The sequence below is a fragment of the Thauera sp. 2A1 genome, from assembly GCF_009469595.2.
Lineage (GTDB): Bacteria > Pseudomonadota > Gammaproteobacteria > Burkholderiales > Rhodocyclaceae > Thauera.
The window spans coordinates 40,483-54,084 of the sequence record NZ_SSXV01000031.1; the positions used below are offsets into that span (position 1 = coordinate 40,483).

A 13,602-nucleotide genomic window follows, 5' to 3' on the forward strand; every position below is an offset into this window, starting at 1 on the left:
GGGCGCGGCAATCGCACACCTGGTCGCGCCCCTCAATCGATGAGCGTGACCAGGTCCGCTCCGAGCCGGCAGGCAGTCCGGCCTCCGCTTGTGAGAGCGGACCGGGCCGCGATCAGCCCGCGTATCGTTTCGGCGTCCGGATCAGACGGCGAAGCAGACGTCACACCTGCGGGTTGAGCTTGTGGCCGCCGCCGTGCAGCTTGTTCAGTGCGTTCAGGTAGGCCTTGGCGGAGGCGACGATGATGTCGGTGTCCGCGCCCTGGCCGTCCATCACCCGACCTTGACGCGCCAGCCGCACCGTGACCTCGCCCTGCGCGTCGGTGCCGGTGGTGATCGCGTTGACCGAATACAGGAGCAGCTCGCAGCCGCTGTCGACGATGGACTCGATCGCCTTGAAGGCCGCATCCACCGGACCCGAGCCTTCTGCGCAGGTACTCTGCTCGCTGCCGCCCACCGTCAGGGTGATTTCGGCCTGCGGCTTTTCGCCGGTCTCGGAGTGGAAGCGGCTGGCGATCAGGCGGAAATGTTCGGCTTCCGGCGTCACCGATTCGTCGCGCATCAGCGCGTGCAGGTCTTCGTCGAAGATCTCGTGCTTCTTGTCGGCGAGTTCCTTGAAGCGGGCAAAGGCGTTGTTGAGCTGTTCCTCGGAGCCGATCGTGATGCCGAGTTCCTGCAGCCGCGCACGGAAGGCGTTGCGGCCGGAGTGCTTGCCCAGAACCAGCTTGTTGGCGCCCCAGCCGACATCCTCGGCGCGCATGATCTCGTAGGTTTCGCGGTGCTTGAGCACGCCATCCTGGTGGATGCCGGACTCGTGAGCGAAGGCGTTGGCGCCGACGATGGCCTTGTTCGGCTGCACGGGGTAGCCGGTGACCTGCGACACCAGCTTGGAGGCGGGCACGATCTGCGTGGTGTCGATGCGCGTCTCGACCGGGAACACATCGGCGCGCGTGCGCACCGCCATGACGATCTCTTCAAGCGAGGCGTTGCCTGCGCGCTCGCCCAGGCCGTTGATGGTGCATTCCACCTGGCGCGCGCCGGCCATCACTGCGGCGAGCGAGTTTGATACCGCGAGGCCGAGGTCGTTGTGGCAATGCACCGACCAGATCACCTGATCGGAATTGGGCACGCGCTCGATGAGCGTGCGGATCGTCGCCGCATACTGCTCCGGCACGTTGTAGCCCACCGTGTCGGGGACGTTGATCGTCCTTGCGCCGGCGCGGATGACTTCCTCGAAGATGCGGCACAGGAAGTCGATTTCGGACCGGCCGGCATCCTCGGCGGAAAACTCGACGTCGTCGGTGTATTCGCGCGCCCAGCCCACTGCCTTGACCGCCTGCGCCACCACCTCGTCTGGCGTCATGCGCAGCTTCTTCTCCATGTGGATCGGGCTGGTGGCGATGAAGGTGTGGATGCGGCCGCGCGCCGCCGGACGGATCGCCTCGCCGGCACGGCGGATGTCGTTCTCGTTGGCGCGCGCCAGCGAGCAGACGGTGGATTCCCTGATCGCCTCGGCGATCGAGCGTACGGAGTCGAAGTCGCCATTGGAGGCGGCGGCGAAGCCGGCCTCGATGACATCGACCCGCATGCGTTCGAGCTGGCGGGCGATGCGCAGCTTGTCGTCACGCGACATCGACGCGCCGGGGCTCTGCTCGCCATCACGCAAGGTCGTGTCGAAGATGATCAACGGGTCTTTTTTCATGATCGGCTCCCGGGGTCGGATGGGAAGAGGATTACGCTCGCGGCTCGTCTGTGGAGCCGGTGGACGGATTGGGCGGGGTGGATTCGCCAGCTGCCGGCTTCTTCTTCAGGTTCCAGATCCACAGGATGTAGCCCGACGCGGCGTAGGCGAGGAAGAGGCCGAACAGCACCCCCGGCGGATAAGTCGACACCAGCGCGAAGCCCAGCACCAGCGCGATCACGACAATGAAGGGCACGCTCTTGCGCAGGTTGATGTTCTTGCCGCTCCAGAACAGCACGTTGCTGATCATCGACAGGCCGGCGAACACGGTGAGCGCGCACGCATACCAGCGCAGGTCGTCACCGCTTGCGCCGTTGTCGATCGACACCCAGACGAGGCCGGCGACGAGCGCCGCCGCGGCCGGGCTCGGCAGCCCCTGGAAGAAGCGTTTGTCGACGACCTCGATGTTGGTGTTGAAGCGGGCCAGGCGCAGTGCGGCGCCGGCGCAGTAGATGAAGGCGGCGATCCAGCCGATCTTGCCCATGTCCTTGAGCGCCCATTCGTAAATCACGAGGGCGGGCGCGACGCCGAAGGACACCATGTCGGACAGCGAGTCGTATTGCGCGCCGAATTCGCTCTGCGTATGCGTCAGGCGGGCGATGCGGCCGTCCAGGCCGTCGAGCACCATGGCGACGAAGATCGCCACCGCGGCGACCTCGAAGCGCAGGTTCATCGCCTGCACGATGGCGAAGAAGCCGGCGAACAGTGCGGCAGTGGTGAACAGGTTGGGCAGGATGTAGATGCCGCGTCTGCGCTTTTCGAGGGGGATCAGGGGGGAACGGTCTAGGTGCGCCACAGTTTCGGGACCGATAGGTGCGGGACTTCGATTCTAGCGCATGCGCACGTCGCAGCGCCCCTTGCCCGGGATGGAGGATGCGGGCGGAGGACGAAAAAAAACCGGCCCCGCGAGCGGGGCCGGCATCGATGCTTGGCGAAGCGATCAGTTCTTCGACTTGTCGACCAGGGCCTTGGCCTTGATCCACGGCATCATGTCGCGCAGCGTGGCACCGACCTTCTCGATCTGGTGGTCGGCGTTCAGGCGGCGGTAGGCGGTCATGCTCGGGTAGTTGGTGCGGCCCTCGAGGATGAACTGCTTGGCGTACTCGCCGGTCTGGATGCGCTTGAGCGCGTTGCGCATGGCGGCGCGCGACTGCTCGTTGATGACTTCGGGGCCGGTCACGTACTCGCCATACTCCGCGTTGTTGGAGATGGAGTAGTTCATGTTGGCGATGCCGCCCTCGTACATCAGGTCGACGATCAGCTTGAGCTCATGCAGGCACTCGAAATAGGCCATTTCGGGCGCGTAGCCGGCTTCGACCAGGGTCTCGAAGCCCATCTTCACCAGCTCGACGGCGCCGCCGCACAGCACGGCCTGTTCGCCGAAGAGGTCGGTCTCGGTCTCTTCGCGGAAGTTGGTCTCGATCACGCCGCCCTTGGTGCCGCCGTTGGCTGCCGAGTACGACAGGGCGATGTCCTTGGCCTTGCCCGAGCGGTCCTGGTACACCGCGATCAGGGTCGGGACGCCGCCCCCACGCAGGTATTCGGAGCGCACGGTGTGGCCCGGGCCCTTCGGCGCGACCATGATCACGTCCAGGTCGGCACGCGGCACGATCTGGTTGTAGTGCACGTTGAAGCCGTGCGCGAAGGCGAGCACTGCACCCTTCTTGATGTTGGGCTCGACGTCGTCGCGGTACACCTGCGGTGCGGTCTCGTCCGGCAGCAGGATCATGACGACATCGGCGTCTTTCACCGCCTCGCCGATCTCCTTGACGGTCAGGCCGGCGGCTTCGGCCTTGGCCCACGAGCTGCCTTCCTTGCGCAGGCCGACGGTGACGTTCACGCCGGAATCGCGCAGGTTCTGCGAGTGGGCGTGGCCCTGGGAGCCGTAGCCGACGATGGTGACCTGCTTGCCCTTGATGAGGGAGAGGTCGGCGTCCTTGTCGTAATAAACTTTCATGGTTTTCCTTTCAGGCTTGCATGAGGGGGAGGGGCAGCGTGCGACCGGGGGCGCCTCGGTCACCGGCTGCAGGAGGGCGGAGGTTAAAGCTTCAGCACCCGGTCGCCGCGGCCGACGCCACAAACGCCCGAGCGCACCGTCTCGAGGATCAGCGCCGGGTCGATCGCGCCCACGAAGGCGTCGAGCTTGGCCTGGTTGCCGGTCAGCTCGACCACGTAGGACGCGTCGGTGACGTCGATGATGCGGGCACGGAAGATGTCGGCGGTGCGCTTGACCTCCTCGCGGTCCTTGCCGGTGGCGCGCACCTTGATGAGCATCAGTTCGCGCTCGATATGCGCTGCCTCCGAGATGTCGACGACCTTGACCACCTCGACGAGCTTGTTCAACTGTTTGGTGATCTGCTCGATGATCTCGTCCGAGCCGGAGGTGACGATGGTCATGCGCGACATCGAGGCATCCTCGGTCGGCGCGACAGTGAGCGACTCGATGTTGTAGCCGCGAGCAGAGAACAGGCCGGAGACGCGCGACAGCGCGCCGGATTCGTTTTCGATCAGGAGGGAGATGACGTGACGCATGTTGGGTGAGATCCGGAATGCAGGTGGGGTGCGCAGCGGGCAGGCGGTTACAGATCCTCGGCGGACAGGATCATCTCGGTGAGACCCTTGCCGCCCTGCACCATCGGATAGACGTTCTCGGTCTGATCCACCTGGAAATCGAGGAACACGAGCTCGTTCTTGTGCTTGACGAAGGCCTCGCGCAGCGCGTCCTCGACGTCGCAAGGGCGATCGACGCGGATGCCGACGTGACCGTAGGAGGCGGCCAGCTTGGCGAAGTCGGGCAGCGAATCCATGTACGACTCGGAGTAGCGCGCGCCGTGGAAGATCTGCTGCCACTGCCGCACCATGCCCAGGTAGCGGTTGTTCAGGTTGCAGATCTTGATCGGCAGGCGGAACTGTTTGCAGGTCGACAGTTCCTGGATGTTCATCTGGATCGAGGCTTCGCCGGTGATGCAGGCGACCTGCGCGTCCGGGTGCGCGAGCTGGGCACCCATCGCGTAGGGCAGGCCGACGCCCATGGTGCCGAGGCCGCCGGAATTGAGCCAGCGGCGCGGTTGCTCGAAGGGGTAGTACTGCGCCGCCCACATCTGGTGCTGGCCGACGTCGGAGGTGACGATGGCGTTGCCGCCGGTCACTTCCCACAGCTTCTGCACGACGAACTGCGGCTTGATGATCTCGTCCGAGTTCTTGTAGGCCATGCAGTTGCGACCGCGCCATTCCTCGATCTGCTTCCACCAGGTCGCGAGGTGGTCGGCATTCGGGCGGGCGGCGCCGGCCTCGAGCTGGCGGATCATCTCGTCCAGCACTTCCTTGACGTCGCCGACGATGGGGACGTCGACCTTGACGCGCTTGGAGATCGATGACGGGTCGATATCCACATGGATGATCTTGCGCGGCTCTTCCGCGAAGTGCGCCGGATTGCCGATGACGCGGTCATCGAAGCGGGCGCCTACGGCCAGCAGCACGTCGCAGTAATGCATCGACATGTTGGCTTCGTAGGTGCCGTGCATGCCAGGCATGCCGAGGAACTGGCGGTCGCTCGCCGGATAGCCGCCGAGGCCCATCAGCGTGTTGGTGACCGGATAGCCGAGCAGGCGGATCAGGCGCGTCAGTTGTTCGGCGGCGTCGGCCAGCACCACGCCGCCGCCGGTGTAGATCATCGGCCGCTTCGCTTCGAGCAGCAGTTGCACCGCCTTCTTGATCTGGCCCTGGTGGCCACGCACCACCGGGTTGTACGAGCGCATCGAGATTTCCTTCGGATACTCGAAGTCGCACTTGGCGATGGTGATGTCCTTCGGGATATCGACCAGCACCGGGCCGGGGCGGCCCGTCTTTGCCAGATAGAAGGCCTTCTTGATCGTGCTGGCGATGTCACGTACGTCGCGCACCAGGAAGTTGTGCTTCACGCATGGACGCGTGATGCCGACCGTGTCGACTTCCTGGAAGGCGTCCTGGCCGATCGCCGCGGTGGGCACCTGGCCGGAGATGATGACGAGCGGGATCGAATCGCAGTAAGCGGTGGCGATGCCGGTGACAGCATTCGTCGCGCCAGGGCCGGAGGTGACCAGCGCCACACCCACCTTCTGGGTGCTGCGCGCGTAGCCGTCGGCGGCATGCACGGCGGCCTGTTCGTGGCGCACCAGCACATGGCGCACTTCTTCCTGCTGGAACAGGGCGTCATACAGGTAGAGCACTGCGCCACCGGGGTAGCCGAACACGTATTCGATCTTTTCTTCCTGCAGGCACCTGACTACAATTTCCGCCCCGGTCAACACCATTGCAAACTCGCTCTACAAAACGTTTGGAGAAACGCCGAACGTTACCGGCCCCCAGGGTTTTGGTCAAGGCTGCAAGACTGCGTGGGTCGCAGCCGCGCCTGTCCCGGATTTGGCGGTCGATTCCCGCGCGGGCAACCGCTTCCCTCCTCGCCATCGGCATGAAAAGAAAAACTCCCCGAGCCGCACCGCGGCAGATGCCGGCCGCGCCGCCTGCCGCAGAGCGTGCCGTGGCGGAACTTGCCGGCCTGCGGCGCCGTCTCGCCAGCATGTTGTATGAATGCCTGCTGCTGCTCGGCGTGCTCGCGCTCACCTTCCTCGTGCCTTACCTGATGCTGGGCGTCGCGGCAGGCATTGCGCCGCCGGGCTGGTTCGCGTGGCTGCACATTTTCGTGGTGCTGGGCGGCTACTTCGTCTGGTACTGGACGCGCCATGGGCAGACGCTCGCGATGCAGACCTGGCGCCTCAGGATCGTCAACGCGGCCGACGGCCGTTCGCCGGGGGCGGCACAAGGCTGGCTCCGCTACGCGCTGGCCTGGCCCTCGGTGCTGCTGCTGGGCGTCGGCGTGCTGTGGGCGTTCTTCGATCGCGACCGCCAGTTCCTGCACGACCGCCTCGCGCGAACCTGCATCGTGCTGATGCCGGAACGGCCAAAGGCCTGAGGCGGCTGAGGTGCTCAGGGCGCACGGCGGGAACTTTCCCGCCCGATTGCGGTTAGCATCCATGACGATGCCTGAAGGATAGTGGTCGCAAGTCGTCGCGGCGCATGGGCGCCGGGGCGCCGCCGCCGGGGTTTTCGGAACCCCGCTGCGCGACCGGACGCGCCTGCCAATGACCGACTTCAACCCAGACACCCCTTTCGACAAGCCATCGGCCTGCCACGCGCAAGCGACGGAGGCCGTTCTGCTCGCCCTGCGCACCTCGCCCCACGCCGGCCTCGGCTCGGACGAGGCCGTGCGCCGGCTGCACCTGTGCGGCGCCAATGCGTTGCCGCCGCCGCCGCGGCGCGGTGCGCTGATGCGCTTCCTGCTGCAATTCCACAACGTGCTCATCTACGTCCTGCTGGTGTCCGGGGTCGTGACCACCTTGCTGGGCCATCTGGTCGACGCCGCGGTCATCTTCGGGGTGACGGTGATCAATGCGGTCATCGGCTTCCTGCAGGAGGGCAAGGCCGAGCGTGCCCTCGACGCCATCCGCGACATGCTCGCGCCGCATGCCCATGTGTTGCGTGATGGGCGGCGGCAGGAGGTCGCCGCCGATGCGTTGGTGCCGGGTGACATCGTGTTCCTCGCTTCGGGCGACCGCGTCCCCGCCGACCTCCGCCTGCTCGACGTGCGCAGCCTGCGCATCGAGGAGGCGGCGCTCACCGGTGAGTCGCTCGGCGTCGACAAGTCGATCGCGCCGGTCTCCGCCGATGCGCCGCTCGGCGATCGCACCTCCATGGCCTTCTCGGGCACGCTGGTGAGCTACGGGCAGGGTGTGGGGGTGGTGGTGACGACGGGCGCGGCAACCGAGATCGGCCGCATCAGCACGCTGCTCGGCGCGGTGGAGGGCATGAGCACGCCGCTGCTGCGCCAGATGGCTGGATTCAGCCAGTTCCTGACCTGGGTCATCCTTGCCATTGCGGTGGCCGCGTTCGTATTTGGCACGCAGATCCGGGACTACAGTGCCGGCGACATGTTCATCGCCGCCGTCGGCCTGGCGGTGGCGGCGATCCCCGAGGGACTGCCGGCGGTCATGACGATCACCCTTGCCATCGGCGTGCAGCGCATGGCACGGCGCCGGGCCATCATCCGGCGCCTGCCGGCGGTCGAGGCGCTGGGCTCGGTCACGGTGATCTGCTCGGACAAGACCGGCACCCTGACGCGCAATGAAATGACGGTGCAGCGTGTGATCTGCGCTGATGGCGAGGTCGGCGTCACCGGCACCGGCTATGCGCCGCAGGGGGGCTTCGAGCGCGAGCGGCGCGAACTCGGCGTCACCGAGGCGCCATTGCTTGCCGACATCGGCCGCGCCTGCTTGCTGTGCAACGATGCCGAGCTGAGCCTGCACGACAGCCAGTGGCGCATGGTGGGCGATCCGACCGAAGGGGCGCTGATGACGCTGGCGCTGAAGGCCGGCAGCGATCCGCGCCTGGAGCGCGAGGCGTTGCCGCGCGACGACGTGATTCCGTTCGAATCCGAGCACCGCTTCATGGCCACGCTGCATCACGATCACCAGGGCAAGGCGCGGGTGATGCTCAAGGGTGCGCCGGAGCGCGTGTTGGCGTTGTGCTCTGTCAGCCGCCGGCTTGACGGCGAACCGTCGCCGCTGGATGCGGATGCCTGGCAGCAGGCAATGGACGAGGCTGCGGGTGCGGGCATGCGCCTGCTCGCGGTCGCCGAGCGAAGTGCGACCGGCGGCGAGCGCACGCTGACCTTCGCGGACGTGGAGGCGGGCGGCTTCACCCTGCTCGCGGTGCTGGGCATCACCGATCCGCCACGCCCCGAGGCAGTGCAGGCAGTGGCGAGCTGCCTCGCCGCCGGCATGCGCGTGAAGATGATCACCGGCGACCACGCGGCCACTGCACGTGCGATCGGCCAGCAACTGGGCCTCGCGGCCGACGTCCGCGTGCTGACCGGCGCGGAGATCGAGCGCCTGGACGATGCTCGCCTCACCGAGGTGGTGAGGGACGTCGATATCTTTGCCAGGGCGAGCCCCGAGCACAAGCTGCGCCTGGTGCAGGCGCTGCAGGCGAGGGGAGAGGTGGTGGCGATGACCGGCGACGGTGTCAATGACGCACCTGCGCTCAAGCGTGCGAATGTCGGCGTGGCCATGGGCCACAAGGGCACCGAAGCGGCCAAGGAGGCGGCCGAGATGGTGCTGGCCGACGACAACTTCGCCTCGGTCGCCGCCGCCGTCGAGGAGGGACGCACGGTCTACGACAACCTGCGCAAGGCCATCGCCTACATCCTGCCGACGAACATCGGCCAGGCGGCGATGGTGTTCTGTGCGGTGCTGTTCGGGCTCACGATGCCGATCACGCCGGTGCAGATCCTGTGGGTGAACATGGTCACTGCGGTCACGCTGGCACTGGCGCTGGCCTTCGAACGGCCCGAGGCCGACATCATGACGCGCCCGCCGCGCGCGCCGGACGAGCCGCTGCTCAATGGCCTGCTGGCATGGCGCATCGTGTTCGTCGGCTTCCTGCTCGTTGCGGGTGGCATGGGCCTGTTCCTGTGGGAAGTCGCCCGCGGCGCCAGCCTGGAGGCCGCCCGCACCGCGGCGGTGAACGCGCTGCTGATGGGGGAGGTGTTCTACCTCTTCAATGTGCGCAACCTTTACGCCTCGGTGCTCAGTCGCGACGGTTTCCTCGGCAATCGCTATGTCCTGCTGGCGATCGTGATGCTGGCGGTCTGCCAGGCGATGTTCACCTATCTCCCGGCCATGCAGGGCCTGTTCGGCACCGAACCGCTCGGCGGTGATGTGTGGCTGCGCATCCTTGGGTTCGGTGTCGTGCTGCTGTGCGCGGTCGAGGCGGAAAAACTGGTGTTGCGGCGCTTCTTCAGGCGTGACGAAGCTCATTTACGCCAGGCATGCCCCACTCACTCACCAGGGAGCGAGTCATGATGAGGCTGCGTACCATCCTTGCTGCAACCGATCTGTCAGCCGTGGCCCGCCATGCCGCGATGCGGGCGGCGCTCATGGCAACCGGGAGCAAGGCCCGGCTGTCGCTGCAGCATGTGGTGAGCGTGGGGGCGATCGACTCCTTGCGGCAGCTTTTCTCGGGGGCGCAGTCCGAAGTGCAGAGCCGCCTGATGGACGAGGTGCGCGACGACCTGCACCGGCTTGCGGCCGAGCTGGCCGCGCGGCATGGAGTCGCGCCCGACCTGCACTTGTCCGTGGGGCCGGTACTGGCCGAGATCGCCAGCCATGCGGACGCGATCGATGCGGACATGCTGGTGCTGGGCGCGCGCGGTGCCGGCTTCATGCGCGAACTGCTGATCGGTTCGACCACCGAGCGTGTGCTGCGCAAGACCCATCGTCCGTTGCTGGTGGTCAAGCAGATGGCGCACGAGCCCTACCGCCGCGTGCTCGTACCGGTCGATTTCTCCGCGCGCGCCGTGGCCGCGCTGCAGCTTGCGCGGGCGGTGGCGCCGCAGGCCGACATCGTGATATTGCATGCGTTCGAGGTGCCCTTCGAAGGTCGGCTACGCCTCGCCGGCGTCAACGACCAGGCGCTGACTTCCATGCGCGCGAGTGCCAAGCGCGATGCGCTGGTGCGCATGGGCGAGCTGGTCGCGGAGGCGGGGCTGAGCGAGGCGCCGGTGCGTCGGCTGGTGCTGCATGGCGACGCCAGCAGCCAGATCCTCGAGCAGGAGCAGGAGCAGGATTGCGACCTCATCGTGATCGGCAAGCGCGGCCTCGGCCTGGTCGAGGAAATGCTGCTCGGCAGCGTCACCAAGCACGTGCTGGCCCAGTCGGCAGGAGACATCCTGGTCGCCGACAGGGCCGCCACGCCCTGAGCCGGCTCAGCGCCGACCGCTTCCCCGTGCCGATTCGTACCGTGCGCTGCGCACGCTGCAGGCGTACACTTGCCGCGCCGCCCGCCTGGCCGCGGCGGACAACGGAGAAAGAATGAAGACTGAACACGCCCCAACGATCCAGCGCGCGGATTACCGGCCGCTGGCCTGGACGGTCGAAAGCATCGACCTGCACTTCAAGCTCGACCCCGACGCCACTTTGGTGACCAGCCGCATGGTGTGCGCGCGCAATCCTGCCGCCGTGGACGAGGGACCCATCCTGCTGTGGGGCGAGGCGCTGGAGCGGATTTCGCTCAAGGTCGATGACGCAGCCTTGCCGGCAGAGGCCGTGCGCGAGGCCGACGGCGTGCTGCAGATCGACGCCGCTGGCGAGCGTGCAGTGGTGGAAGTCGTCACCCGCATCGATCCGCGTGCCAACACCACGCTGTCCGGCCTGTATCTGTCGAACGGCGGTTTCTTCACCCAGTGCGAAGCCGAGGGCTTCCGCCGCATCACGTATTTCCCCGATCGCCCCGACGTGATGGCGCGCTACACCGTCACCCTGGAGGCGGACCGCGCCGAATGCCCGGTGCTGCTGTCCAACGGCAACCTGCTGGAACAGGGCGAACTGCCCGGGGGCCGGCATTTCGCGAAGTGGGAAGATCCTTTCCCGAAGCCGTCCTACCTCTTCGCCCTGGTGGCGGCAAAGCTGGTTGCGCTCGAGCGCACGGTCACCACGGCGTCCGGCCGCGAGGTGCTGCTGCAGGTGTGGGTGGAAGAGGGCAACCTCGATCGCAGCGAGCACGCGATGGATTCGCTGATCCACTCGATGCGCTGGGACGAGGAGACCTTCGGCCTGGAGCTCGACCTCGACCGCTTCATGATCGTCGCGGTGGGCGACTTCAACATGGGGGCGATGGAGAACAAAGGGCTGAACATCTTCAACACGAAGTTCATCCTCGCCAAGCCCGACACCGCCACCGACGTCGATTACGAGAACGTCGAGAGCGTGGTCGCGCACGAATACTTCCACAACTGGACCGGCAACCGCGTCACCTGCCGCGACTGGTTCCAGCTCACGCTCAAGGAAGGTCTCACCGTCTTCCGCGACCAGCAGTTCTCGGCCGACATGCTGGCGAGGGTGGCAGGTGAGGCCGCCGGGCCCGCGGGTGCGGCCTCCGCGCGCGCAGTCAAGCGCATCGACGACGTGCGTGTGCTGCGCGCGGCACAATTCGCCGAGGACGGCGGGCCGATGGCGCACCCGATCCGCCCGGACAGCTATCAGGAGATCAACAACTTCTACACCGCCACGGTGTATGAGAAGGGCGCCGAAGTCATCCGCATGCTGCACACCCTGCTGGGGCCGGAGGGCTTCCGCAACGGCATGGACCTGTATTTCAGCTACCACGATGGCCAAGCGGTGACCTGCGACGACTTCGTCGAGGCGCTGTCGGAGGCCAACGGCGTCGACCTCGACCAGTTCATGCGCTGGTACGAACAGGCCGGCACGCCGCGCGTCAGCGCGCGCGGCGAGTGGGATGCGGCCACTGGCAGCTATACGCTGACGCTGGCGCAGCGCACGCCGCCCACCCCCGGCCAGCCGGAAAAGCAGCCGTTGGTGATCCCCGTCGCCGTCGGCCTGATCGGCCCCGACGGCCGGGACCGCGCGCTGCGTCTCGAAGGGGAATCGCAGGCGGGTGCCGGCACTCGCGTGCTGGCGCTGACCGAGGCCGAGCAGCGCTTCCGCTTCACCGGCCTGGACGCCGAGCCCGTGCCTTCGCTGCTGCGCGGCTTCTCGGCGCCCGTGATCCTGGAACTGGACGAGGACGACGCGCGCCTGGCCTTCCGCATGGCCCATGACGCGGACCCGTTCAACCGCTGGGACGCGGCCCAGCGCTACGCCGAACGCGTGATCCTCGGGCTCGCCGGCGGACAGGCGGGTGCGGTGCCCGAAGCCTTCATCGCCGCATTCCGCGCGCTGCTGAACAATCCCGCGCTCGACCCCGCCTTCCGCGCCCAGGCGGCCTCGCTGCCGACCGAGAGCTATCTGCTCGAGCGCATGGCGCCAGCCGATCCCGCCGCGCTGCGCGCGGCCCTGGTTCTGACGATGCGCACGCTGGGCGGCGTGCTGGCCGAGCACTGGCTGAGGCTGGTCGAGTCGATGCACGTTCCCGGTCCCTACCGCTATCACCCTGCCGACGCCGGTCGGCGGGCGCTCGGCAATCTCGCGCTGCGCTATCTTGCGGCGGCGGGCGACGCGCGCGGATTGGCGGCGGCGAGTGCGCGCTATGCGGCGGCGACCAACATGACCGAGCGCTTCGGCGCGCTCGCTGCGCTGGTGCAAAGTGCCAGCCCGGCGCGCGAGCCCGCGCTGGCCGCATTCCACGAGCGTTATCGCGGCGATGCGCTGGTGCTCGACAAGTGGTTCGCGCTGCAGGCCGGTGCCTGGCGCTGGGATGACGCCGCAGCGCCGACGCTGGCGAGGGTGCGGGCGCTGCTGTCCGATGCGGCGTTCAGCCTGTCGAACCCCAACAAGGTGTATGCGCTGCTGGGCACCTTCTTCCGTGCCAATGCCGCCGAGTTCCATGCGGCGGACGGCAGCGGCCACGCCTTCTGGGCCGAGCAGGTGATCGAACTGGATCGGAAAAATCCGCAGGTGGCCGCGCGCATGGCGAGGGCGCTGGAAAACTGGCGGCACTACACGCCCGCCCTGCAGGCCAGCATCCGGCCACAGCTCGAGCGGGTGCTGGCGGCGCCAGGGCTTTCTGCCGACGTGCAGGAGATCGTCGGCAAGGCGCTGGCGTAAGGCCGGTCTGCGGCGCACTGTGCGTGCGCCCCGACAAACAAGAACGCCGGCAAGCCGGCGTTTTTTTTCGTGCGCCCGGCAGGGCGCACCCACTTGGAGGTGAAAGTCCTCTACTCGCCCGGCAAGGGGAAGAGTTAGCTGAACGGCAAGGGTGTCGCGGGTAACTGCGAATCTGGAGGAAGCCGAAGGCAAAGCGCTGGCCTGACGAACAGGAAGCGGATATGAGGCGGCACAGCGGGGTAAGGCGGCGAATATCGTCAAAGCCCG

At 67.0% G+C, this 13,602-nt stretch carries 9 protein-coding genes; 4 read left to right on the plus strand and 5 right to left on the minus strand.

Features of this window, described 5'->3' with window-relative positions:
* Nucleotides 1-160: 160 nt before the first annotated feature.
* The 5 genes from GH664_RS20575 to GH664_RS20595 form a co-directional block, all read right to left on the minus strand.
* Nucleotides 161-1,699 (minus strand): 2-isopropylmalate synthase, encoded by a 1,539-nt coding sequence (locus tag GH664_RS20575; protein ID WP_153169988.1) that lies wholly within the window; start codon nucleotides 1,697-1,699, stop codon nucleotides 161-163.
* A 31-nt stretch (nucleotides 1,700-1,730) separates the two neighbouring features.
* The gene (gene pssA, locus GH664_RS20580; RefSeq protein WP_153169989.1) at nucleotides 1,731-2,534 is read right to left on the minus strand and encodes a CDP-diacylglycerol--serine O-phosphatidyltransferase; all 804 of its coding nucleotides are present in this window, start codon (nucleotides 2,532-2,534) and stop codon (nucleotides 1,731-1,733) included.
* A 144-nt stretch (nucleotides 2,535-2,678) separates the two neighbouring features.
* Entirely contained in the window at nucleotides 2,679-3,695 is a 1,017-nt protein-coding gene (gene ilvC, locus GH664_RS20585; RefSeq protein WP_153169990.1) for a ketol-acid reductoisomerase, read from the minus strand.
* An 83-nt stretch (nucleotides 3,696-3,778) separates the two neighbouring features.
* On the minus strand, nucleotides 3,779-4,270 hold the full coding sequence (gene ilvN, locus GH664_RS20590) for an acetolactate synthase small subunit (protein ID WP_153169991.1): 492 nt from the start codon (nucleotides 4,268-4,270) through the stop codon (nucleotides 3,779-3,781).
* Between the two features lie 47 nt (nucleotides 4,271-4,317).
* Nucleotides 4,318-6,030: an acetolactate synthase 3 catalytic subunit gene (locus GH664_RS20595; protein ID WP_153169992.1), complete on the minus strand. Its 1,713-nt coding sequence runs from the start codon at nucleotides 6,028-6,030 to the stop codon at nucleotides 4,318-4,320.
* A gap of 158 nt (nucleotides 6,031-6,188) precedes the next feature.
* Between GH664_RS20595 and GH664_RS20600 the strand changes: the two genes are divergently transcribed.
* From GH664_RS20600 to pepN, 4 genes are all read left to right on the plus strand, one after another.
* Nucleotides 6,189-6,689 carry an RDD family protein gene (locus GH664_RS20600; RefSeq protein ID WP_153169993.1) on the plus strand — a complete coding sequence of 167 codons (501 nt, stop codon included), beginning with the start codon at nucleotides 6,189-6,191 and terminating at the stop codon, nucleotides 6,687-6,689.
* A 169-nt stretch (nucleotides 6,690-6,858) separates the two neighbouring features.
* On the plus strand, nucleotides 6,859-9,636 hold the full coding sequence (locus tag GH664_RS20605) for a cation-transporting P-type ATPase (protein WP_153169994.1): 2,778 nt from the start codon (nucleotides 6,859-6,861) through the stop codon (nucleotides 9,634-9,636).
* Nucleotides 9,633-10,532 (plus strand): universal stress protein, encoded by a 900-nt coding sequence (locus GH664_RS20610; protein WP_153169995.1) that lies wholly within the window; start codon nucleotides 9,633-9,635, stop codon nucleotides 10,530-10,532. The genes GH664_RS20605 and GH664_RS20610 overlap by 4 nt, the downstream gene beginning before the upstream one ends.
* A 112-nt stretch (nucleotides 10,533-10,644) precedes the next feature.
* The gene (pepN, locus tag GH664_RS20615; protein WP_153169996.1) at nucleotides 10,645-13,335 is read left to right on the plus strand and encodes an aminopeptidase N; all 2,691 of its coding nucleotides are present in this window, start codon (nucleotides 10,645-10,647) and stop codon (nucleotides 13,333-13,335) included.
* Nucleotides 13,336-13,602 lie beyond the last annotated feature (267 nt).